The organism is Methanobrevibacter sp. YE315 (assembly GCF_001548675.1).
Taxonomy (GTDB): Archaea; Methanobacteriota; Methanobacteria; order Methanobacteriales; family Methanobacteriaceae; genus Methanocatella.
In genome coordinates this window covers 631,304-656,282 of the sequence record NZ_CP010834.1, presented here as the reverse complement: position 1 = coordinate 656,282, position 24,979 = coordinate 631,304, and the positions used below count along the sequence as shown (strand labels likewise).

The 24,979-nt window shown below is 35.1% G+C and carries 20 protein-coding genes; 12 read left to right on the top strand and 8 right to left on the bottom strand.

Translation table 11 applies throughout. The features are described from left to right. Positions 1-3 precede the first annotated feature (3 nt). Complete coding sequence (gene iorA / locus TL18_RS02910) at positions 4-1,896, bottom strand: indolepyruvate ferredoxin oxidoreductase subunit alpha (RefSeq protein WP_067041086.1); 1,893 nt, start codon at positions 1,894-1,896, stop codon at positions 4-6. Between the two features lie 106 nt (positions 1,897-2,002). Here iorA and tfrB point away from each other — a divergent pair, with 106 nt between their 5' ends. From tfrB to glyS, 5 genes are read left to right on the top strand one after another with little or no spacing between them, the layout of a single operon-like run. Beyond that, on the top strand, positions 2,003-3,478 hold the full coding sequence (gene tfrB / locus TL18_RS02905) for a fumarate reductase (CoM/CoB) subunit TfrB (RefSeq protein WP_067041085.1): 1,476 nt from the start codon (positions 2,003-2,005) through the stop codon (positions 3,476-3,478). Between the two features lie 12 nt (positions 3,479-3,490). After that, positions 3,491-4,399: a TrmJ/YjtD family RNA methyltransferase gene (locus TL18_RS02900; RefSeq protein ID WP_067041084.1), complete on the top strand. Its 909-nt coding sequence runs from the start codon at positions 3,491-3,493 to the stop codon at positions 4,397-4,399. Beyond that, a complete protein-coding gene (locus TL18_RS02895) occupies positions 4,396-5,220 on the top strand; it encodes a DUF362 domain-containing protein (RefSeq protein ID WP_067041082.1) in 825 nt (274 codons plus the stop codon). The genes TL18_RS02900 and TL18_RS02895 overlap by 4 nt, the downstream gene beginning before the upstream one ends. Positions 5,221-5,244: 24 nt before the next feature. Next, positions 5,245-5,829 carry a dCTP deaminase gene (gene dcd / locus TL18_RS02890; RefSeq protein ID WP_067041079.1) on the top strand — a complete coding sequence of 195 codons (585 nt, stop codon included), beginning with the start codon at positions 5,245-5,247 and terminating at the stop codon, positions 5,827-5,829. 16 nt (positions 5,830-5,845) lie between these two features. Then, positions 5,846-7,540 carry a glycine--tRNA ligase gene (gene glyS, locus TL18_RS02885; protein WP_067041077.1) on the top strand — a complete coding sequence of 565 codons (1,695 nt, stop codon included), beginning with the start codon at positions 5,846-5,848 and terminating at the stop codon, positions 7,538-7,540. A gap of 2 nt (positions 7,541-7,542) precedes the next feature. On the opposite strand, the gene TL18_RS02880 is transcribed toward glyS, so the two are convergent. Beyond that, positions 7,543-8,328: a winged helix-turn-helix domain-containing protein gene (locus tag TL18_RS02880; protein ID WP_067041075.1), complete on the bottom strand. Its 786-nt coding sequence runs from the start codon at positions 8,326-8,328 to the stop codon at positions 7,543-7,545. 180 nt (positions 8,329-8,508) lie between these two features. On the opposite strand from TL18_RS02880, the gene TL18_RS02875 reads away from it, so the two are divergent. Then, the gene (locus TL18_RS02875; protein ID WP_067041073.1) at positions 8,509-9,264 is read left to right on the top strand and encodes a TatD family hydrolase; all 756 of its coding nucleotides are present in this window, start codon (positions 8,509-8,511) and stop codon (positions 9,262-9,264) included. Positions 9,265-9,269: 5 nt separating this feature from the next. Then, positions 9,270-10,187, top strand: coding sequence for a TDT family transporter (locus tag TL18_RS02870; protein WP_067041072.1), 918 nt, complete (start codon positions 9,270-9,272; stop codon positions 10,185-10,187). A gap of 5 nt (positions 10,188-10,192) precedes the next feature. Here the strand turns inward: TL18_RS02870 and TL18_RS02865 are convergent, their stop codons facing one another. Together TL18_RS02865 and TL18_RS02860 are read right to left on the bottom strand one after the other, a co-directional pair. Beyond that, positions 10,193-10,708 (bottom strand): cell division protein SepF, encoded by a 516-nt coding sequence (locus tag TL18_RS02865; protein WP_067041071.1) that lies wholly within the window; start codon positions 10,706-10,708, stop codon positions 10,193-10,195. A gap of 5 nt (positions 10,709-10,713) precedes the next feature. After that, positions 10,714-11,766 (bottom strand): DUF1611 domain-containing protein, encoded by a 1,053-nt coding sequence (locus TL18_RS02860; protein ID WP_067041070.1) that lies wholly within the window; start codon positions 11,764-11,766, stop codon positions 10,714-10,716. Between the two features lie 418 nt (positions 11,767-12,184). Here TL18_RS02860 and TL18_RS02855 point away from each other — a divergent pair, with 418 nt between their 5' ends. Both TL18_RS02855 and TL18_RS02850 read left to right on the top strand, forming a co-directional pair. Further along, positions 12,185-13,129 (top strand): 3H domain-containing protein, encoded by a 945-nt coding sequence (locus TL18_RS02855; protein ID WP_067041068.1) that lies wholly within the window; start codon positions 12,185-12,187, stop codon positions 13,127-13,129. Next, complete coding sequence (locus TL18_RS02850; RefSeq protein WP_067041067.1) at positions 13,122-13,703, top strand: ZPR1 zinc finger domain-containing protein; 582 nt, start codon at positions 13,122-13,124, stop codon at positions 13,701-13,703. The genes TL18_RS02855 and TL18_RS02850 overlap by 8 nt, the downstream gene beginning before the upstream one ends. 8 nt (positions 13,704-13,711) lie before the next feature. Here TL18_RS02850 and TL18_RS02845 read toward each other — a convergent pair whose 3' ends face one another. The 3 genes from TL18_RS02845 to TL18_RS02835 all read right to left on the bottom strand — a co-directional run bounded on the left by TL18_RS02845 (position 13,712) and on the right by TL18_RS02835 (position 21,210). Beyond that, a complete protein-coding gene (locus tag TL18_RS02845; RefSeq protein WP_067041066.1) occupies positions 13,712-14,113 on the bottom strand; it encodes a hypothetical protein in 402 nt (133 codons plus the stop codon). A gap of 418 nt (positions 14,114-14,531) precedes the next feature. Then, positions 14,532-14,969 (bottom strand): hypothetical protein, encoded by a 438-nt coding sequence (locus tag TL18_RS02840; RefSeq protein ID WP_067041065.1) that lies wholly within the window; start codon positions 14,967-14,969, stop codon positions 14,532-14,534. A 268-nt stretch (positions 14,970-15,237) separates the two neighbouring features. Beyond that, a complete protein-coding gene (locus TL18_RS02835) occupies positions 15,238-21,210 on the bottom strand; it encodes a DUF11 domain-containing protein (protein ID WP_067041063.1) in 5,973 nt (1,990 codons plus the stop codon). A 464-nt stretch (positions 21,211-21,674) separates the two neighbouring features. Here TL18_RS02835 and TL18_RS02830 point away from each other — a divergent pair, with 464 nt between their 5' ends. After that, on the top strand, positions 21,675-22,811 hold the full coding sequence (locus TL18_RS02830) for an adhesin (protein ID WP_067041061.1): 1,137 nt from the start codon (positions 21,675-21,677) through the stop codon (positions 22,809-22,811). 19 nt (positions 22,812-22,830) lie between these two features. After that, the gene (locus tag TL18_RS02825) at positions 22,831-23,514 is read left to right on the top strand and encodes an aquaporin (protein ID WP_067041059.1); all 684 of its coding nucleotides are present in this window, start codon (positions 22,831-22,833) and stop codon (positions 23,512-23,514) included. A 21-nt stretch (positions 23,515-23,535) separates the two neighbouring features. Here TL18_RS02825 and TL18_RS02820 read toward each other — a convergent pair whose 3' ends face one another. Beyond that, entirely contained in the window at positions 23,536-24,225 is a 690-nt protein-coding gene (locus TL18_RS02820; protein WP_082706340.1) for a nitroreductase family protein, read from the bottom strand. 76 nt (positions 24,226-24,301) lie between these two features. Between TL18_RS02820 and pyrH the strand changes: the two genes are divergently transcribed. Further along, positions 24,302-24,979: a UMP kinase gene (gene pyrH, locus TL18_RS02815; RefSeq protein ID WP_067041055.1), complete on the top strand. Its 678-nt coding sequence runs from the start codon at positions 24,302-24,304 to the stop codon at positions 24,977-24,979.

The following is a 24,979-nucleotide window of genomic DNA, read 5'->3' as shown; positions in this document are numbered from 1 at the left end:
TTATCACCTACCTGCCTCTAAAGCGCCATATTTGCAAACTTGAATACAAACATTACATCCGTCACATTGTGATTTGTCAATGGTGATTTTTCCATCGATTTTTGAAATGGCCGGACAAGCAAGTTCGCTTACACATTTATCACACTTATTACAATTTCCTTCAATGAAGTTGACCGGAGGCTTTTTGGTTAAGCCTTTAATAAGGGTACATGGTGCCTTTGAAATAATGACTGCAGTGTCATTTCTTTCAAATGCCTCTTTATAAGTTTTAACGACCTGATCCAGATTGAATGGATTGATTACACGCACATAATCACATCCGCAGGCCAGAGCCAATTTACGGATTGAAACCTCTGGAGCCTCGTCTCCCATTCCATCAACAGGAATTCCAGGGTTTGGCTGACCGCCGGTCATGGCAGTAATCCTATTGTCAAGCACTGTTAGAACAAAGTTATGCTTATTGTGCACTGCATTGATTAACGGTGAAATTCCGCTGTGGAAAAATGTGGAGTCTCCAATGAAACTGGCTACCTTCTGGTCTGTTGAAACGGAAAATCCGCATCCATCTCCTACGCTTGAACCCATAGACAGCAGGTAATCAGCAGCATTGTATGGTGGGTTGATTCCTAATGTATAACATCCTATATCTGAAGCGAATATTACATCGGAAGCTTTCATGCCTAATTCTTCGATTGCAATGTTGATTCCGTAATACATTGCCCTGTGAGGGCATCCTGCACATAAAACAGGTGCTCTTGATGGGATATCTTCACTTAATTTTTCCAGATTGGAAGAGTAATCAATACCAGTTTCTTCTTTAAAGTTCAAGATTTTGTTAAGTCCATCGCCAACAACATCGGAATTGAATTCATGATAAAGAGGGAAAGTCCCATCCAGTTTACCGTGGACTTGAACATTGAGCCCGTTTGCTCCAATGCAGGCCAGTGTATCCCTTTCGATGATTGGATCAACTTCCTCAACTATGAATACTTCATCTATGTCACTTAGGAATTCGGCGACCTTATTTTGTGGGAAAGGATATGAAAATCCTAATTTTAAAATATTGACATCCAATTCATTGAATTTTATTACGTCATGAGCATAATTATAGGCGCTGCTTGAAGCGATTACACCGTATTTTTTATTTTCTGTTAGTTTAATTTCTGTGTTCAATTCACTTTTATTGGTAATCTCTTCAATTTTATGGATTTTATCCCAAAGTCTTACGTGCATGCTTCCCGCAAATGCCGGAACTGGAACATATTTTGATGGGTCTTTGTTGAAATGACCTCTTTTCCAGTGATTATCGCCATTTGATGAGTTATCCTTTACTTCTCCAAATTCGACAACCCCTCTCATGTGAGATACGCGAGTAGTAGTTCTGACAATGACTGGTATATTGAATTGTTCTGATAAGTCAAATGCGTATTTAACCATGTCTTTGACTTCTTGACAGTTAGATGGTTCTAAAATAGGCACATTTGCCAATTTTGCAAAATTACGGGTGTCTTGCTCATTTTGGGATGAGAAAAGTGACGGGTCATCAGCTGACAAAATAACCATTCCGCCATTAACGCCGGTATATGCTGTTGTCATGAAAGAGTCGCTAGCTACATTCATACCAACATGCTTCATGAATGTAAATGACCTAAGACCTGAAGCTGCTGCACAAGCTGCAACCTCCATTGCGACTTTTTCATTAGTAGAAAATTCAAAATAAATATTAGCATCTTTAGCCAATACGGATAATACGTTTCCAATTTCTGATGAAGGAGTTCCCGGATATGTAGCTGCAATAGAAACGCCTGCTTCTATAACTCCTCTTACGGCAGCTTCATTACCCAGCAAAAATTGTTTTTCACCAGGCACTCCTGTGACTAACTCTTTTAAATTCATTATATTTTCCTCAAAATTATCATTAATACAATATATTATATAATAGTTTAAGATATAAATATTATATTATAATATTTTATAAACTTTTATAAAATGGGGAGAAATGATGATTAAAGTTTATGTTTCAAGATTTAATAGTGAACTGGACACAGAACCTCACTTAGAGTGTTATGAAATCGAACAGACACCTCATATGAAAGTTCTTGACGCCCTGCAAGCTATTAATGAAAAATATGATGCTGACATTAGTTTTAGAAGCTCATGTAGGGCAGGTCAATGCGGATCCTGCGGTGTTTTATTTAATGGAAACGGAGCTCTTGCCTGTCAAAAAGAGATTAAGGACGGAGCCATAATAGAGCCCCTTAAATTCCCGGTCATAAAAGATTTAATTGTTGATAAGTCAAGTATTGAGGCAAAAGTAAAAGATTTGCAGTTGTCCCTTCAATGCGACCATAAACGTGACGCTTTGGACACAAGCATGACCAAGGAAGACACCAAAGAAACTAAAAAAGTGAGAAGCTGTATCGAATGTTATTCCTGCCTTTCATCATGCCCTGTTGTCAATATCGCAACAGAGGAATTCGGCGGCCCATATCTGATGAGATACATCGACAAATTCGAAACCGATCCAAGAGACAAATTTGACAGACTTAAAGAGGCGTTGGATGAAGGATTATACAACTGTACCAGCTGCGGCAAATGTCTGGCTGTTTGTCCTAAAAACATCAATACTTTCGGCGATGCAATAGAAAAAATGAGAGCGATTGCCGTTGCAAACGGTTCCGGACCGCTTCCACAACATGTTGCATTCAAGGAAAACATTTTAGAAACCGGAAGGTCTGTAAAAACCGACAAGCCAACATTTATCGAAGAGGCTGAAAACAATACCGGTTCAAAAATAGCTTTCTTTACAGGATGCATGGTAGATTATAAATTCCCTGAGACAGGTCATAAATTAGTTAAAATCCTAAAGGAAAATGGAATTGACATTGATGTTCCTGAAGGACAGGTATGCTGCGGATCTCCACTATTGAGAACCGGTCAAACCGACATCGTTCAGGACCTTGTTGATAAAAACAAAGAAGTCTTTAAAGATTATGATACTGTAATTACAATCTGTTCCGGCTGCGGAGCCACATTGAAAAATAATCATCCGCAATTTGGTTCACAACTAAATGTAATGGACATCAGTGAGTTTTTAGTAGATAAGCTTGATGAAGAAAAACTCAATGAAGTTAAAATGACTGTTACATACCATGACCCATGCCATTTGGGCAGAGGACAAGGCATCAAGGATGCGCCAAGAGAGATTATTGAAAAGATACCTGGCATTGAATTTAAAGAGATGCTTTATCCTTGCCAATGCTGCGGTGCTGGTGGTGGAATAAAATCCGGAAAACCTGAAATTGCGATGGATTTATCTAAATCAAAAGCGGAAATGATTAAAGATACTGGCGCTGACGCTGTGATTACAATATGCCCATTCTGTCAACTGAATATACAGGATGGTTTAAATGAAATAGGATGTGATGATGTAAAATGCATGCACATTCTGGAATTATTAGACAAAGCTTACGAATAATTGAGTTAGGAGTTGATTAAAATAGGAGATGCTGCTGTAAGTGAACAACAAGTGGTTGAAACCACTTCAATGAGTTCACCTGAAAAAAAGGAAGAAAGTGACTCTGAGAAAAAATCAACTTCCACAAAAAAAGCGGCATCCACAAAACAATCCAGAGGAACTGCAAGATCAAAGATTGTAAGAGAACAGGAAGAAAAAGAGGTCAGCCTTTTTAAGGAAAACATCTACATTGTTTTTGTTGAATGTGAAACTCCTGGAAACATCGGTTTTCTTGCAAGAACCATGGCAAACTTCGGATTGAAAAATTTAGTATTAATCAATCCCCCTACATTAACAAATGAAGCATATTATCAGGCTACACATGGAAAGTACATTGTTGAAGAGGCAAAAATATTTCCGACATTGGATGATTTCTACCAGGCCCAAAGAATTGATTTTAAGGTTGCTTCAACCGGAATGGCTGGAGGAAGCTATAACCTTTCAAGAATCCCCCTTAGACCTGAGGAACTTGGTGAATCAATGAACGTTTCAAATAAAATAGCTATTCTGTTTGGAAGAGAGGGTGATGGACTTACAAATAAGGAAATCGAAGACTGCGACATTTGCGTTTCAATTCCAACAGACCCAACATATCCGATTATGAACATCTCACATGCAGCCGCGATAATATTTTATGAATTATTTAAAAACAAGCACGATTATGGAGTTCAAGGACTTGAAGAAAGCAGCGAATTAGAAAAAGATTATCTGATAAGAGATATGCGTGATTTGATTAACAGTTTAGACATTCCAGACCATAAAAAAAGAAATGGTCTTAAAACTTTCAACAATATTATTTCAAGAGCTTTCATAACAGCAAGAGAAGCACATACCTTTAAAGGTATATTAAGACGATTAAAAAACAAGATTGGTGAACAATGAAAAGGCCTAGAATAGTGGATTTCAGTAGATTTATCCTAAAATACATCTTCAATTGGAGATTCAGAATAGCTGAATTTACTAAGAAGTCAAAAATATATAAAGGAATAATTGATTTTACATTATTTAAAGATGATGAAATAGTTGTTATACCAAATACAATAAATATAAATAAAAAAATCGAATCCGAAGGCTCCGAATTCCTGCCTACAGAAATAATCAAGGAAGTAATAAAACGTAGTGATGATATTGTGATTATGAATTCCTGTCTTTGCAGGACTTCAAATAACTGCCAGGATTATCCTCAAGACCTTGGATGCATTTTCCTTGGACCAACAGCCAAAAAAATCCCAAAACATATCGGTAACAAGGCAACTGTAGAAGAAGCTTTAGCCCAAGTCGACAAAGCCGATGAAGCCGGTTTGAGCCACATCATTGGAAGAAATAAGATTGATACCGTCTGGATGAATGTGCACCCCGGAAAAGGGCTTTTAACCATCTGTCACTGCTGTCCATGTTGTTGTTTGTGGAAAGTCTATCCGAACCTAGATACTGACATTAGCGACAAACTAGAAAAGCTTGAAGGCGTTGAAGTAAAACTCCATGAAGACAAATGCAGATTGTGTAAAAAATGTTTAGATGAAGTTTGTATGTTTGACGCTATTCATTTAGAAGATAATAAAATCAGAATCAATTACGATAATTGTAAAGGCTGCGGCCTTTGCGTTAATACATGTAACTTTGATGCTATTTCAATTGACTACAGTGATGAAGCTATTGATAATGTAGTCAATAGAATAGATAATTTAATTGAAATTAAATAATTATAAACTTATTTGTGTGAAAAAATGGCAATTTTAAGTGATAAGACTATAAGAGAATATTTGGAAGAAGGTAAACTTGGTATTGAACCTCTTTTAGATGAAAAACAGATTCAACCATCTTCAGTTGATATGAGATTAGGAGATGAGTTTAAAGTTTTTAAAGTTATTAGAAAACCTTTTATTGATCCTAAAGATGAAGAGGAAATCGCATCTTATATGGAAGCAACTACCGTTGAAAAAGGTGAAGCATTTATAATCCATCCGAATGAATTTGCATTGGCAACCACCTTGGAGTATGTTAAAATACCTGATGATCTGGTTGCAAGAGTGGAAGGACGTTCAAGTATGGGCAGATTAGGTGTTACAATGCACGTTACAGCAGGTTTCATCGACCCGGGTTTTGAAGGAAAAATCACATTGGAGATATCAAATATCGGTGCGATGCCGGTAGCTTTATATCCTGGTCAAAGAGTATGCCAGATTGTATTCGAAACAATGACAACACCATCAGAAATACCATACGGACACCCCGATAGAAATAGTAAATATATGGGTCAAACTCGCCCAGAAAGCAGTAGAGTTAAGTTAGATTATGAATTAAATAAATAAATGGGAGATAATACTTATGAATCATGATAAAATGACAAATATTAGTGCAAAAAGAGGTTTTTTATGGCCATCCTTTGAAATTTACTCAGGAGTATCCGGTTTTACAGATTACGGCCCTCTTGGAGCTAGCCTAAAAAACAACATCATGCAAAAATGGAGAAAACAATATGTCTCCGGTGAAGGATTTTATGAAATCGAAGGCCCGACAGTAATGCCAAAAGAAGTATTAAAGGCATCAGGACATGTTGATAACTTTACAGACCCAATGTGTAAATGTGAAAACTGTGGAGAAGTGTTTAGGGCAGACCACATTATTGAAGATGCTATTGGTGAAGATGTGGAAAGCCTTGAAAATGAAGAGCTTGACCAAATTGTTATTGACAACAATATCAAATGTCCTGAGTGTGAAGGCACATTATCAAAAATCTGGAACTACAACCTAATGTTTAAAACAGAAATCGGTGCAAAAGGAGATAAAGTAGGGTACATGAGACCTGAAACCGCACAGGGGATCTTCATTTTATTCAAACGTTTGGAAAGATTTTTCAGAGGAAAATTGCCATTTGGTGCAGTTCAGCTTGGAAAAGCTTACAGAAATGAAATATCACCAAGACAAGGAGTTATCAGACTCAGGGAATTCACACAAGCGGAAGCTGAAATCTTCTTAAACCCTAAAGACAAAACCCATCCTAAATTTGCACAGATTGAAAATGAAGTATTGCGCTTGAATTCACAGGAAGTTCAGGAAAACAATCTAGAGCCTTTGGAAATCACTGCACGCGAAGCGCTTGACAAAGGAATCGTGGCTAATGAAATGTTAATTTATCAGTTATATTTAGCCCGAAAGTTTTTAACTGAAATTGGAATCCCTGAAGAGGTTTTAAGATTCAGACAACACTTGGCAGGTGAAATGGCTCACTATGCACTCGACTGCTGGGACGTTGAAGTCAAAACCGACAAATACGGTTGGGTTGAAATCATCGGAATCGCTGACAGAGGAGATTACGATTTGACATCACATTCCAAATTCAGTAACGAAGAGTTAAACGTGTTCGTGGAATATGATGAACCTAAAAAAGTTCAAAAGACTATAGTTAAACCTAACTTGTCAAAATTCGGACCAATATTTAAAGGGGATTCTCCTAAAGTAAAACAAGCAATCGAAAATGCAGATATTGACGATATCAAAGCGGCACTTGAAAGTGATGGAAAATTCACCGTCGAACTGGATAAGACCTACGAAGTGAGCGAAGATTTGCTTATATTTGAGGATGTTGAAGAGGAAATCACAGGTGAAAAAATAGTTCCTCATGTTATTGAACCTTCTTTCGGTATTGACCGTATCACCTACTCCGTATTACTCCATTCATTTGCCGAAACCGAAGAAAAGGACTACTTCAAATTCGACAAGTCAATTGCACCTGTTCAGCTTGGAATCTTCCCTCTTGTCAACAAGGAAGGCCCTCGTGAAATCGCCATAGACTTGACAGAAGAGTTAAGGATGGCCGGTTTTACCGTTGAATATGATGCAACCGGAACAATCGGAAAAAGATATGCTAGAGCTGATGAGATAGGTGTGCCATTAGCGATAACCGTTGACTTTGACACTTTAGAAGACAATCAGGTAACCGTCAGAGACAGAGACACCGAAGCTCAGGAAAGAATTCCAATAGCTGAATTAAAGGATTATCTTGAAAATTATTATAAATGAGTTTAAAACTCATTTATCTTCTCATTTTTAAAATTTTCATATAGGTTATTTGCCCAATTGATTGAATCCTGATTTTTGGATGTCAATAACCTATTCTGATCAAAGAAACCATCCTCCTTGAATAAACCCAATATCATCATTTGATTTGTGACAATCAGCAAAAAATTATTTTCTCCCTTAAAGGACAATAAGCTATTGACTTTAGACTTTTCTTTAAATATATCAACCAGCAAATCGGATATGATTATCTCAACTTCTTTCTTTTTACATACCAAATCATTCAACTTTTCATTTAAAACTTCATGATAAAATGGCAGTACGCATTTTGCTGAGTCTGCCGCATTTAAAACATCTGCGATATATTTATATATCCTGTATACGTCCACACCATCCGATTCTATTAAATTCGCTTTTCCAAGAAGATAGAACTCCGCAATTGACTGGTTCGGAATCATGTCAACCAGATGCTTATCGAGAATATTGAAAAATTCATTTAACAACATGATGACATAATTCAGCTCGAGAACATTGTCAATCTGCAATTTTGCGGAATTTGATAAGAAATATTTGTTTGCATGCCTGTATACGTAGCCGTCCAATTCCAAATCGTGCATGTTGCTTGAAATGGAACTGTAGCTAAGGCCGGTGGTGCTGTTTATATCCTTCATGTTTAAAGGCTGCTCATAAAGTGTTGCCAATAGCTTCAACCTTACCAACGAATTTGTCAGGTACTTTACTTCTTTCGAAACTGATTCGTAGCTTTCTAAATAGTTTTTATTTTCTTCCACATTTATCACCGATGTAGTATTACTTAAATTAGTATTAGTATTACTAAAAATATAAAATCTCTTGAAGTGAACAAATATGAAAAATAACACTTAAGAAAACTTTAAAAGTGGAAAATAAAATGGTTATTTTTTTAAAATAAAAAAAACAAAATAACATCAACTAAACTAAAACGTGATAATATGATTGATACACACATCCATGCCGATGCAAGAAGTGGTGAAGATTTCAAAGCAATGTACTTATCCGGAATCGATAAAGCAATAACATGCAGTTACTACCCATACAAAATAGATAATGAACTGATTCTATTAAATCATTTAAATAGGATTAGAGAATACGACACAAAAAGAGCACAGGAACACGGACTTGACTTGAAAGTAGCACTAGGAATACATCCCACCAATCCAATCGGCAATCCTGAACCGATTTATGAAAATCTATACAAATGGATTGAAAACAAGGAGATTGTGGCTATTGGAGAAATTGGCCTTGAGGATTTGACTGAAACCGAAATCAGCATATTCAAAAAGCAGCTGGACATTGCAGATGAAACCAACTCAAAGGTTATCATCCACACCCCCAGAAAAAACAAGCTGGAAGTGTTGAAAGAAATTTTGGATATTGTTCCTCAGCATCTGGATGAAAAACAGGCTGTTATCGACCATATTAACCAGGACGTCATTCATGAGGTTATCGATAAGGATTACATGTTGGGATTGACCGTACAGCCCCATAAGCTTGATGTTGCAGGTGCCATCGGGATTTTAGATGAATTCGGTTTTGATGGATTCCTTTTAAACAGTGATATGAGCAACAAACCATCCGATCCCCTTTCAGTTCCCAAAACCGTTCGTGAACTGACCAGATTGGATTATAAAAAAAGCGAAATCGCAAAGGTTTCCCATAAGAATGCCGAAAACTATTTTGAAATATAGATAAAATGAATCTGATTAGAAAACTCCCTATTCCAATAGCAGGACTGATACTTGCGTTATTGTCATTAGGCAATCTTTTGCAGGACATTCATCCGTATTTAAGATATTTATTTGGAACTATTGGAGTTTTACTTATTATTTTAATTATCCTAAAAGTGATTCTGTATCCTCAAGACATTAAGGAAGACTTCAAAAATCCTGTTATAGTAAGCAGTTCCGGTACTTTTTCGATGAGTTTGATGCTTTTATCTACATACCTTATAGAATTTATGCCAAGTATTGCATATACCATATGGATAATTGGAGTAAGCTTGCATATTATGCTAATGATTTACTTTACCTATCATTTCATCATACATGATTTTGATATTTCGATGGTTTATCCAAGCTACTGGATAGTCTTTGTTGGAATCACCATGGCCGCAATTACTGCACAGGTTCATGGACTCAAAGAAATCGGATTCATATTCTTCATGATTGGATTTATGGCAATGCTTATAACCCTGCCATTAGTAATCTATAGATACCTCAGATATCCAGACGTTCCGGACATGAACAAACCATTAATCTGTATTTTTACCGCATTGATAAGCATATTGATAGTCGGATATTTGAATTCAACACCACAGATATCAACTGAATTTTTAACAGTTTTATATTCAATCGCCTGCGTGTTCTACATATTTGCATTCTATAAGTTCATCGATTATAGGAATCTGGACTTTTATCCAAGCTTTTCAGCATTTACATTTCCATTTGTAATAAGCGCTCTTGCAACAAAGGGCATTTTAAAAACAGTCGGTTCAAATAGCTTAATAGGAAATGTTTTGAGCTTAGAAACAGCAATTGCTACGCTAATTGTGATTTATGTCTTAGTCAGATATGCAAATTTCTTAAAAAATAGTGAAAAAAGTAGAGATTAATCTACTTATCCTTTATTGACTAATTTTACTTTCTTAGGAGAAAGAATAATTAATTCCTTATCTTCAGAGCGTGCAAGCAATAATGCCTGAGCACCATATCTTGCTCTCATTTGTTTAATCTTGTCACCAGCCAATTTGAAATTGGCAGGACTTTCCTTTTCCAAAAATGATAAATCCAATATTACAGGATTTTTTTCTTCGATTATCTGATCGACCACATAATTGATATCATCAATGGTTTTTGGTCTGATAAGAATGACTTCATAGAAAGACTGTTCGGGAGTAATCACATAATCTTCAAAATCATCATAAAACGGAGCAGAACCTGCTTGAGAAGCTTCCTGTGAATTAGACCAGGAATTTTGTTCTTGACCATCATTTTGCTGTTGGGAACCATTATTGAAAGATTTTGTGAAATTGTTAATGAATTCATTTAAATTAAAACCTTCATTATTATTTTTTTCACCATCTTCAGTTCCTTCAAAGCCTAAGCTTCTTTTTAATGTATCAGTAAAGCTCATTTTAATTACTCCTCTAAATAATTAAGGATAGCATCTAACAATTTAGAAGCTCCATTATTGTAAACATCCTCTGCAGGCAAGTGATACTTGGATTCAAAGAATTCAGGACATAAGTCTAATTCAGCGTTTTTGAGGTTGATTGATAAACCGACAACTTTGGTAGGTTCAACAGCTTCAATAGCTTTGATTTCTTCAGTAATTCCTCTTGGTTCTCTATATGGGTGATTTGGTCTGTGTCCTACAATTACTGCATCAGGAGCAGCACCGATTAAAATAGCTGCAGACAAACCTCTAGGGTGTGGGTTTCCTTTTTCAGTCAGGCTGGATTGTCCTTCAATAAAAATAATGTCTGGTTGTTTTGTATCTTCAATGTATTTGATTGCTGAAAGCACTGCTGCAGGTACATCCATAGCAGACAAGCTTCCTGCTCTAAAGTTAAAATCAGTAGGTTCTTCAAGTCCCATCTCATCAGTGGATATGATTGCCGGTTTCATGCCTCTTTCTGCACTTGCCAAACCGAGCATTTTTGTTGTAGTCCTTTTACCGCATTCTTGAGAGGTTCCTCCAACGAAAATTACAGGTGCTTTAGGTTTGTATGAAATTTTCGGCAAAACTTCACATGACTTTTCAGGTGCGACGCCTGCAATCTTTTCAACGACATCTAATCTAGGACCGATTTCCTTAATAACTACATTTCTTGCATCAGCAAATTTCTGCAAAGACAGGTTTTCACTGACAGATAATGACCTGAATGAGGTAATTACATTCAATCCTGCATCAATAGCCTGAACCGCATATTTTAGAGCTGCGCCTTCTGCACCTATAGGCAACATTATGACCAATGACTTTGCATCAGTTGCCATTTTCAAACAGTTTTCTAGGCTATCTGATACCATTTTGCCGCAAAACTCTTTACCCTGTTTTCTTTCATCATCATCTATGAATCCTACTGTCTCAATACCTTCAAGATTGGAGAATTTTTCTCCTCCGCCCCCACAACCTACTACGATGAACGGATTTAATTCTTGAATCTCTTTAACTGAATTTACTGAATACAACAATTTCACCCCTATAAGTTATAATTTATAACAACCATGTAAATTTATTATCCTAAGTTTTTTAAAAATAATTTTAAAAAAAATGTTATTATTATTAATTATAAATTTTCACATTAATAAATGTAAATGTTTTTTGGGATTTCATTTTGAAAAAATCAAGTATACTATACTTATTGAAAAGGCTTTTTTATTTGTGTTTTTTTACTTTTAATTGTCAATTAATATAAACGCTCACAATACCATAGCAATTGATAATTTTTTGATAGATGATTGAGTTAAACTATAAAATACCTTTTTTAATTTTAAAATGAACATATTTTCTAAAATATTCATCTTATACCATTAAAATTCGCCAAAAATATATTTTATAACATAGAAAAAATAAACTAAATGAATATAAAAAAGAGGGGAAATTAACATGAGAAAACCTTATGTTATACTTATCGGAAGTGCATCAGGAATAGGAAAATCAACAATATCTGCAGAAATTGCAAAAAAACTGAATATAAAACATTTAATTGAAAGTGACTTTATCAGAGCAGTTGTTCGTGGAATTATTGGTAAAGAGTATGCTCCCGCACTCCACAGCTCATCTTATGATGCCTATAAGCATATAAGAAACAAGGACAGATATGAAAGCTATGACGAACTTGTTTCAGCAGGATTTGATGATCATGCATCCTATGTAATCCCGGCATTGGAAAAGATTATCCAAAGGGCAATCACTGATTTTGACGATATTGTTATTGAAGGAGTCCATTTGGTGCCAGGGTTAATAGATACCGAGCAGTTTGAAGATGAAGCAAACATTTACTTTTTCGTTTTAAGTTCTGATGAGGAATCACACAAGGAAAGATTCGTAAAAAGAGCAGTTGAAATCCATAGGGGTGGTAAACAGCTGGATTTCTTTAAAGAAAACAGAATCATCCATGATCATCTATTGGAAAGAGCCAAAGCCCATAACGTGAATGTCATCAAAACCACATCAATTGAATCAACTTTAGATAAGATTTTGGCAGTGATCAATAAATCATGCACTACCGTTAAACTGACTAACTCAATTGATGAACTGGAGGATGTCATCGACATCATAATCAGCAAAAACAACGCTACACTTGAAAGAATCACCTATAACATCAAAGGGTTTAAAGAACCTTTAATCAGAAATATCAGCATATCAGACATTGACTCCGCCAATAAGTTTATAAAAGACCTTAATGAAAATAAGGATAAAAAAGAATACTTAACGCAATTATATGAACTGTCAGAGTATAGAAAAACAACAATCTGTGCTTCAAACCAGGAAAAGTTAGATAAAATAATTAGTGAATTACAAGAAAAAGGATATGTTTTAAATGAATGAAGAGAATCTCGCTGAAATGATTATCAAATGTCCCGCATGCGGAATAGAAGGTGTTGCCAAATCAATAATGAAGGAACTTGACATTCCACATTTTGGAAAAGTCTTAGAAACTACAATACAATGTCCATCATGCGGATTCAGACATAGTGACGTAATAACCTTAGAACAGAACGATCCTGCAAAATATGTTATTGAAATCAACAAAAACAACTTATCTGTGAGGGTTGTAAGGTCACAGTCTGCAACCATAGAAATACCTGAACTTGGCGTTAAGGTGGAGCCAGGACCAAAATCCGAAGGTTATGTGACAAACGTAGAAGGCGTCCTTACCCGTTTTGAAGATGCAGTAAAAAAGGCTTTGAACCTATTTGAAGATGCCCAATCACAGGAAAATGCAAAAGTCACTCTTAATAATATTCAGGAGCTTAAAAAAGGAAATGGGACCGCCACTTTGATAATGCTTGATCCTTTCGGACAGAGCAATATCGTGAGCGAAAACGTCGAAGTTTCAGAAATTCCCGAAGAGGAATTGCGTGAACTGAAAACAGGTTTTGCTCATATTGAAGATAATTAAGAAGAAGATTATTCTTCTTCCGCTTTATCATCCTCTTTTGCTGCTTTGAATGTGAAACCATCATCCTCTACAACATCTTTTAATTTTAATGTTTTTTCAACATCCATAGACAATGCATCGCAATCCGCTTTGATAGCTTCCAAATGCAACAAAATTCTTTCTTTTTCTTGGTTTATCCTTTCAATGTTGGTGTATGGGTAAGTGCATTCCTTAAACATTTCATACTCAATAGTGGTGTATGGATAATCGTTTAATTGTTTACATACATTCTGTAAAATAGAATAAAGAAACTTGTTCATCTCTACTTTTACCCTATCCCTAATCATTTTGTCATCATCGAGATTCTTCTTCATCAAACGTACAACTTCCGCTTTTGCAAAAGGCAATTTTTGATTAACTTCTTCAGACATAATTGCACCTCAATTTTTTGATTATCGACAATAGTGATGGTTTTGGTTTTTGGAAAAATATCATTCTACTGTCTAATTAAATATTTGTCTTAAGTCCTATATAAAGGTTTTGTTTAAATTAAAGAAATGATTAATTATTTTATAGTTTTTAGATATAAGTTATAAAATAATTAAGCATTAAATTAATAATTTTGATACTTTATGAATTTTCAGTCATGAATATTGAAATTAATCTAGATAGTGCATTTTAAAAATAACGGTTATTAAAATAGAATTAAAACATATGCAGAAAAAAGATTGATTTTGGTAATATTTACAATTTAAAAATTCCATTAATCAAAAAAAAAAACGTTAAAAACAGAGAATTTATAAAAAGTTTAAAAAAAAAAGTCAGTAAAAAAAAATAATATAAGAAGAATTATTCTTCATCTAATTCTTCATCTTCAACAGGTGCTGAGAAAGAGAAAGTGTCATCTTCTACAACATCTTTTAATTTTAAGGTTTTTTGTACATCCATAGCTAATGCGTTACAATCTGCTTTGATAGCTTCTAAATGTAATAAAATCCTTTCTTTTTCTTGGTTGATTCTTTCGATGTTAGTGTAAGGGTATGTACATTCTTTAAACATTTCATACTCGATGGTAGTGTATGGATAATCGTTTAATTGTTTACATACGTTTTTTAAGACAGAATAAAGGAAATTGTTCATTTCTACTTTTACTCTTTCCCTAATCATTTTGTCATCATCGAGATTTTCTTTCATTAAACGTACAACTTCTGCTTTAGCGAAAGGTAATTTTTCTTCATCTTCTTCGACGAATTCTTCTGAAGTTTCTTCAATCATTTCATCAGCCATAATTACACCTCATTTATGTTTATTAAAAATATTGATTCACTCTACGTTTCTTTTAAAAAATTATCATTTAATCAATATCAATTAACATATATATGGCAAGTATTATTTAAATGTTTCGTTTAAATTGAAAAATTGAAGCAGTATTTGATGGTTTTTACATGCAAGTTATAAAATAATCAACCGTAAAACTAATAATCCTTATACTTTGAAAATTTTGAAAAACCGTTTTAAAAAAATAAAAAGAAGTAGCTAAAAAGCTACTTTAAATTCATCTTTTTTTAAAAATATTGCCACCAACAAACATCATTGAAATCAATAATGAACCAACCAATAACAATATTGGATTAGAAGTTGGGTGTTTTTGAAGATTTGAAAGTGGCGAATCAATATTTCTTGATTTCAATAAATCATCCTCTATTGATAGTGTTTTATCAGTTCCATTGGTAATGTTTTCAACTATTTTGACAAAAGCACCATCTTCGTTGTTGTTCCTGTCAAAGTCAAAGGTATCGCTTATTACAGAAGCGATGTTTTCAAATTCACCTTCTTTTATAGCTTCAAATACTATCAATAAGTTTTCTTCGCTGCCTGATTCCAACTCATCAATATTCCACTCGCTACTCATCTTATCAAATGATCCTTTGCTTGCCTTGAATGATTTTAAATGGAGGAAATCGTCAAATATCTCTTTAACTTTAACATTCAAAGCGCGGTCAGGTCCGTTGTTAATAAGTCTGATTGAAAATTCAATCAAATCACCGACATTATATTCTGATTTAGAGACAGTCTTTGAAATTGATAAATCGGCTGCAGGAGGAATATAAATGCTTTCTTCAGCTTCGTTATTGGACAAGTCAGGGTCTTTTTGATTGCCGTAAACAATAGCTGAATTGACAATGCTTCCTGTTTTGATGATTTTTGATACAATATTCAATTTTTTAGACTCGCCAACTTCAACATCTCCAATATACCAGACTCCGTCGCCATATTCCCCATCACCATATGCTTCCACATATTCTAAAGAATTCGGCAATATATCTTCAACGAAAACCCCTGTTGCATCATTAAATCCTTCATTTGAAACTATTAATGTCCATCTTACAAAGTCACCATAATTTGCATCTGACACATTTGCGATTTTTTGAATGGACAAATCTGAAACCGGAAATGCGTCAATGAATGCGTCATCATGATTGTTTGACATGTCGGTATCATATTCATTGGCTGTTGCAGTTGCATCATTTATAATAACACCTAATTCATTGACACGGCAGCTGATATTTAGATATTCTGAGTTTCCTGTATTTAAATGATCAATATTCCAAATTCCATTCCTGTAAACTCCATTGGTGGATTGATAATCCATAAAAATCAAGCTTTCAGGCAATTCATCGAAAATTTGGATGTTTGTTGCTGTATCTGGACCCTTATTTTCAACTTTTATCATCCAAACGACAACATCGCCAAAGAATGGAGATTTGTTATCTACTTGTTTAATGACTTGAATATCGGCTGCAAATGGTATTTCCACAGTTTCATTGTCCACATTGTTTGTCAAATTGCTATCATATTCCTTGCCCGAAATTTTAGCAATGTTTGTGATATTTCCGGTGATATTTACTCTGCAGATAATCTCCAAGGTTTGGATTTCACCTTTTTCAAGACAGCATAGGTTCCATAAACCCTCATCATAAAATCCTTTTGATGCATCATAATCGACCAATACCAACCCTTCAGGCAATACATCCTCAACAATAATGTCAGTTACCTTATCCGGACCTTTATTTGAAACAGTCAATATCCATCTGATTAAATCATCATAGTTAGCTCCACTGGCATTTACGTTTTTAACAATAGACAGATCTCCTGATTTGTTGACTCGGATGATGTTTGAATCATTGTTATTTTCAGGATTGTAATCATATTCCTTTGAGGTTACTGAAACGATGTTTGTGATATTGCCTGTGCAATTGACAAATGAAATAAGGTTTAGCCTTACGGATTCACCTCTGTTTAATGAATGAATATTCCAAATCCCATTATTCGGATTATATTTTCCGAGTGAATCATCACTAATCCATATCAAGGATTCAGGAAGCAATTCAACAACTTCAATATCATGAGCTATGTCGGGACCTGAATTTGAAACTTCAATAGTCCAGGTAACCAAATCATGGTAGTTCGGATTGGAATCGTTGACCATTTTGACTATCGCCAAATCGCAGGCTGGAGCTACATCAATAGTTTTCTCATCAAAATTATCAGATTCATTATAATCGCGTTCACGGCTTGTGACATTGACACCGTTTATGATTTCACCGGTTGCATTTACTCTACAAACAATATACAATTTAATTGTTTCATTCACTCCTAATGATTTGATATTCCAAATTCCAGTTTCTTTATCATAATTTGAACTTGCATCAACAAATGTTAATGAATCAGGAAGCTCATCGATGACTTTGATATCATGAGCTGCATCGGGACCGAAATTTGAAACTTCAATTGTCCAATTTACCAAATCAAGGTAATTCGGATTTGTGACATTAGCTTTTTTAATGACATTCAAATCAACGGTTCTTGGAACCTTAATCTGATTTTTATCATGGTTATTTGTCATGTCAGGATCAAATTCTTTGGCTGTTGCATTTACCATGTTTGTTATTTCACCAGTTTTATTGACCCTACAGACAAGAGTCAACCTAACTGATTTGCCGACACCTAAAGATTTAATTATCCAACTACTGCTTTTAACATTATAATGCCCGCTGGCATTGACGAATATTAATGATTTTGGAAGCATGTCAATTACTTGGATATCATGTGCAATATCCGGACCATTATTCAAGACAACAACACTCCAAGTAACCAAATCACCGAAATTCGGATTGGAATCATTAACCAGCTTAGTGACTCTCAAATCAGATGCCGGAGCAACATCAATAACCTCGTCATCAAAGTTATTTGACAAATCCCAATCATACTCATTAGCGGAAACATTAACGGCATTCCTTATCTCACCAGTCCTATTGATCCTACAGACAAGAGTCAACCTAACTGATTTGCCGACACCTAATGAATTGATTAACCAGCTACTGGTTTTAACATCATAATGTCCAGTAGCATTGACAAATATTAGTGATTCCGGAAGCATATCTTGCACGTGGATATCATGTGCGACATCTGGACCATTATTCAAGACAACAACACCCCAAGTAACCAAATCGCCGAAATTCGGATTAGACTTATTAATTGATTTGACTACTTCTAAATCAGATGCTGGTGCAACATCAATAACTTCATCATCAAAGTTATTTGACAAATCCCAATCATACTCATTAGCGGAAACATTAACGGCATTCCTTATCTCTCCTGTCTTATTGACTCTGCAAAGAAGAGTTAATTTAGCTGATTTTCCAACGCCTAAAGAGTAGATTAGCCAGCTGTTTGTTTTAACATTATAATATCCACTGGCATTGACAAAAACCAATGATTCAGGAAGGATATCTGCCACTTTAATATTGTGGGCAACATCAGGACCATTATTCAAGACAACAACACTCCAAGTAACCAGATCGCCGAAATTCGGATTGGAATCATTAACCAACTTAGTGACTCTCAAATCACTGGCAGGAGCAACATTAATAGCTTTTTCATCAAAATTGTTAGAAAGATTCCAATCGTACTCATTTGCGGAAACATTGGCGCTATTCTTTATCACCCCTGTTTTGTTTACCCTGCAAACAAGAGTCATCTTGACGGATTTTCCAACTCCCAATGACTTGATTAACCAGGTTCCGGTTTTGACATCATAGTTTCCAGTAGCATTGACAAAAATCAAGGATTTTGCAAGCATGTCTCTAACTTCGACATCGTGGGCAATATCCGGACCATTATTCAAAACAACAATGCTCCAAGTAACCAGATCGCCGAAATTCGGATTTGATTTATTTGCTTTTTTAACTACTTCCAAATCGATCGCATTAGGGACGTTGATTTGATATTGGTCATAGTTGTTTTCAATGTTAGTATCGAATTCGTTTCCAGAAACATTTACCTTATTGTTGATTTTCCCGGTTTTATTGACAAGAGTTGTTATTTTAAATGCAACCATTTCTCCCGCATTCAATGAACCTATGTCTAAAACACCAGTCTCAGGATTGTATTTTCCGTTTGTATTATCTTTTTGCCAAACCAATCCTTCAGGCAACACATCGTAAACTTTAACACCAGTTGCATTGTTCGGCCCATCATTAGTCACCTCAAGTGTCCATATGACCACATCACCATAGGTTATTCTGTCCTTATTGCACAGTTTTATGATTCTGAGGTCTGTTTTTGGAATGACATTGAATGTTGTGGCATTGGTTATTCCCTTATAGTAATTGTCTTCATTGTGCTTTGCAGTGACATAATATTTTCCCGGCTTTAAATTGTCCAGATTTAGTGAAACCTGACCCAAATAGCTGGAGTTTAAAGCTTTATTATATACCACAGTTCCATCTTCATGTTTAACAGTCATTATAATTTCTATATTGTATTCACGATCATCCTGGTAAAGTTTACCGCTGTTGGTAGCTCCGGATACAGGATGTTCACCATCAATTTCTATTTTATCATGATCTGCAGCGTTGTAAATTGCATTTGAAACTGCCAGATTGTCATAATCCGCAATGTTGTTTCCACCGTAGATTACTGATTTTATCCTTTCACTATCCCCATAATAAATGTCTTGAGCCTGAATCGGCAATGCATAAACCCATGCCTGATTCTGATACAATGTATTGTTGATCAGTTTGAATTCAACGCCATGCTTATCAAAATAAAGGGCACTGCCATTTCTTGCAGTATTCAGTTTAAAAACATTATTTTGGGCTAACGCCTTTGTACTGTTTATGTAGATTGCACCACCCAATCCATCATTTAACTTTTTAACGTCTGGTATCGCTTCATTAGATACAAATAAGGAATTTTTGACGGTTGTGTCATTTCCTTTAATGTAGACTGCACCACCATCGACATTTGCGATATTTTTCCTGAAAGTTGAATTTAATATTTTAACGTCATACGCTTCAATATTTACGGCACCACCATACTTGGATGCAAAATTATCCTCAAAAGTTGAATTTACAATTTTTATATTGAATCCATCGAGTTTGACCGCACCTCCCAATGGGGCTTTATTTCCAATGAATCTGGAGTTTGTAATGTTTAAATCCATATAATCATGATTCAACCAGATTGCAACCGCACCACCATAGTCCCTTGCTGTGTTATTGATTAAAGTACAGTTATTCAGATTTCCTGATGCATGATATGTCAATGCACCTCCAAAATCTGCACTGTTATTGATGAATATACAATTGTAGTATGATGATCCATTTCTTACGCATCCTGCCCCTCCATGTGAAATGCTTTTTGATGATTGAGCCTTATTATTGATGAATGTTGAATTAACGACAATACCATAAGAAACATTTGTATCCAAACCTATCTGTATTGCTCCACCATAACATGCCAGGTCATTGTAAACGCTGTTTGAATCAAATACACAGTTTATGATTTTGAAATGCTGTCCAAACGCTCCCAGAGCACCTGCTGAAGTGCCTGCAGTATTTTTTGTGAAATTGCAGTTTTTTACCGTCAAGCCTTCAGCGACTTGGGGAAGGTAGGAAGTGTATACTGCACCAGATCCTCCTTCAGCATGGTTATTTTCAAAAACGCAATTGTTTAGCGTGATGTTTTTTGCATTTATCCTAATAGCACCTCCTTTATCGTCCGTATATCCGTTTATAAATTTTAGATTAATAAATTCTGATTGTGCACCTCCTGCATAAATCTTAAAAATGTTTGTCAAATTTTTCGCATCCAATGTCGCTTTATCGGCAGATGTGAATATTAACTTCTTATTGATTATTACACTGTCATTTTCATCACTAGCGACATACTTTCCACTTAATTCTATTGTATCTCCATTGCTTGCACTGTTGACCACATCCTGAATATCTCTAAAAGTACCTCCATTCAATGAATATGTATTTTCCTGTAACGTTTCGATTTCGTGAGAATTTTCCAATTTATCTCCAATATTTAATTCCAAACCAGTTTCAACATCATCATTCAAATCAAAAGCATAAGCTTCTCCCATATTTACTCCTAAAGAAGTAAACATGATTGAAATGATAATTATTGAAATTAGGAAAGGTTTGCTAATAACTATCTTTTGAATATTTTCCAACATATTATTACCTCTGGCGAGGACAATACTACTAATATTAATTAACAAAAGCTATCAATTAGCAATTAAACTTTTTATTTCGAGTTTAGATTTAAAAAGAATAATTCTAAGATTAAATTTTAAAAAAATAACCTAAATTAGAAAGTTTACTATATTTTTAGAAACTTTACACATTGAATTTCAGCTTGAATCCAATGCCCAAATTTAAAGTTATTTTCCAATTTGACAAATGAAATATACTTTTTTAAATCAACACCAAATTTAACTTAAAATAAAAGATAATCTCTTTAAATCCTCAAAAAATCTATTAAACAGTAATTTATTTAAATTTTTTGTTATAAACCACCATAATTTCTTAAAATCAAAAAATATTGATTTAAAAGATAAATTCAATATGTCCGTATGAAAAAAATATTTTATCTAGAAAATTAATAATTAAATATGATAAACATCAAGGGATAATAAATATGAAAAAACAAATTGCAATACTACTAATAGCCTTATTAATAGTTACTCCAGCAATACAGGGAGTAACTGCGTCAAAAACTGTATTTTTGACATCGGATCTTATTAACAATAAAGATGCTGATTTAGAAATGTTAACATCCATCAAAGGTTATATTGAAGACATAAGCGGAGGAGAACTTCAAGTAATCGTTGATAATGAGGCGCCTGCAGCCGGTGAAGGTTGGCGGGCGATAGCAGTGACAAGTGATGTTAGCGTGTGCTTTTCAGCAGCTGATGCTGGAAACTACCTGCAATTGGCATCGGCGGTAACCAATTCAAGCAAACAAATTATAATGGTGAATACTGGGGATTATGATTTAGACAATCATTCCAATTTCCTTAGAAGAGCTTGGGACGACAATTATTCAAACGAATCACTTGCAGGAATGCATGACCCTGGAACATTTCTAAAAACAGCAGGAATATTTTACATTCAGCCTGCAAAAGAATTCCCTGATAATTATAGGGATGGTAATTTAGACCACACCAATGATGAGATGAACAAGAAGATAGCACAGCAAATCGTGGATATCGCTACCGGAACCAGCGATTTTAATGGGACCTTGAGTGATGATTTACTTACTACAAATAAGATATCTCCTGCAGGAATGGCCAGTGCAAGCAAAGAACTTGTAAACAGTGGAGATAAAGAATTGAAAGGACCATACGGTGCTTATTCCACACCCCAACTGTTATACCAAACCAGTTGCTATCTGAACGGAAATGGAATAGACATTCCTAGGGAATACGGTGAACCGGAAGATCCTCAAGGAATTTCAATTCTGACAAGAGATACATATTCAGTTTATGATTACTTTAAGATGGGTGGAATCGTTAAAAACTATATGGATGAGAACGGAAGAGCCCCTGACTCAATCGAATATGAAGGAGCACATATAAGCTATTATGATTTAGTCTACAACTTTGCAAAAATAACCCAAAATCATACTGACGCGGAACATATGGGCTTTGAAAATGAATATCACTTCGATAAGGTTAACGATTCAATACTCTTGCACATATTCCCAATCGTTTTAATACTATTGGTATTATTTGCAGCATACAAATTATACGGTAAACTTAGAAGATTCAGATAAGAATTAAGAGGATAGAAAAATGAAAAGATATATTGCAGAATTAATAGGAACAATGTTTCTTGTCCTGTTAGGCTGTGGAAGCGCAGCCATTGCAGGTTCTGTATTGGGCACTATTGGAATTGCTCTAGCATTCGGCTTGTCTGTTGTAGCCATGACATGCGCTGTAGGAGGCATCTCCGGATGTCACATCAACCCTGCTGTCTCAATCGGCATGTGGATTGATGGAAGGATTGACTCTGATGACTTGATGATGTATATTGCATTCCAGTGCATCGGCGCGATAATCGGCATTGCCCTTTTAGTAGCGATTATCAATTCAGCCCCCAATCTTGGAGGAATTGCCGCAACAGGATTAGGTCAAAACGGATTTGGTTCAGCATCAAGCGTTGGCTTGGATGCTATCGGAGCCATTATTGTTGAGATAATTCTAACCTTTGCATTTGTATTCACATTCCTTGGTGTTACTAAAAAAGCAGAAAATAGTGCCGTTGCAGGCATTGCAATCGGTTTGGCATTTACATTAGTATATCTCATCGGCATTCCATTAACTGGCGGTTCTGCAAACCCCGCACGTAGTTTTGCACCTGCATTATTCCTTGGCGGCCAGGCTTTCAAACAAGTTTGGGTGTTTATTCTAGCGCCTGTCGTCGGTGCAGTCCTTGCAGGCACAATATTCAAAGAGTTAACTTCAGAGGATATTTAAATCCTCTAATATTTTCTTTTTTTAAATTTTAATACTTGCAACGTAAATGTAGCCACGAATATCTTCAAAATCAGTTTTTATTTCATATTCAAAGGAGTCTTCATTGGTTACATACAGATGTGACAAAGCTATACCTATGTCAATAAGATTCCATTTTTTTATAAATCTACGCTTTATGATATTATGTTTTGCCCTGTAAACATCAAAGCCATCGGAAGTATGCTTGAAATACCATGGCTGAGAGTTAATGGATGATGGAGCAAGTTGTGCCGGAACCAATCTCTTATCTTCAAAATCGGAGATTTTGGATAATGTCTTTCTCTTGAATTTGGACTTTTCTCTTGTCATGTCATCGGATTTGCCGAAAGCTATTGAAATTACAAAATCGGAATTCTTCTTTTTAGGAGAAGCAAGGCCCACCCAACAAGTACCGATGCCTATGCTTTGAAGATAAAGACACAATTGCTGGAAAATAAAACCCATATCCACATAATTTTCCCTATTGTCTGTAAATAACGCCAAATAATAGGGAGCAGAAAAACGGGCATGGTTTTTAACTTCATCAAGTGTTAAGATTTCATAACTATAATTGATTTGGCTGTTTAACGGCTTTACGGTTTTCATGAAATCATGGATTTGATTCATGTCGATTTCCCCATCCAGATATTTGCGGCAGGATTTTCTAATGTAAATTTGTTCTTTTAAAGTCATTGAACATAATTATCTATTTCATAGTTATTAAAATTTAAATAATATCTAAAAGATATATAATATTTAAGGTGAATATATGAAAATTGTAATCGCAATTGGAGGATCAATTTTACTTAAAGAATATGATTGTAAAAAATTCCAGGAATACAGTGCTATATTAAAAGATTTGACCGAAGAACACGAATTATTCATTGTTGTTGGAGGAGGAAAACCGGCAAGAGAATATATCAGCGTAGTTCGTGACTTGGGTGCTGGTGAAGCGCAATGTGATGACATTGGAATTGAAGTTACAAGAATAAATGCTAAATTAATGTTGGCCGCACTTGGTGATGCAGCATATCAAAGAGTACCTCACAATTTCCAGGAAGCATTGGAATTTTCAGCAACTGGAAAAATAGTCGTTATGGGTGGAACAGAGCCTGCGCACAGTACTGATGCAGTATCTGCAATCTTGGCAGAATTCGTTCAAGCAGACAAACTCATCAACTTGACTTCAGTTGACGGAATGTATACAAAAGACCCTAACAAATTTGATGATGCTGAACTTGTTCCGGAAATTACAGCAACTGATTTGCTTGAATTTTTAAGCGGCAAGGACGTTAAAGCAGGAACCTATGAATTCTTCGACACAACTGCAGTCCAGATGATTAAAAGATCTGATTTGGAAACTATCATTACCAACGGCTTTGAACCTGAAAACCTAATCAAGGCCGTCAATGGAGAAAACATAGGAACAAGAATTATTAATGAATAG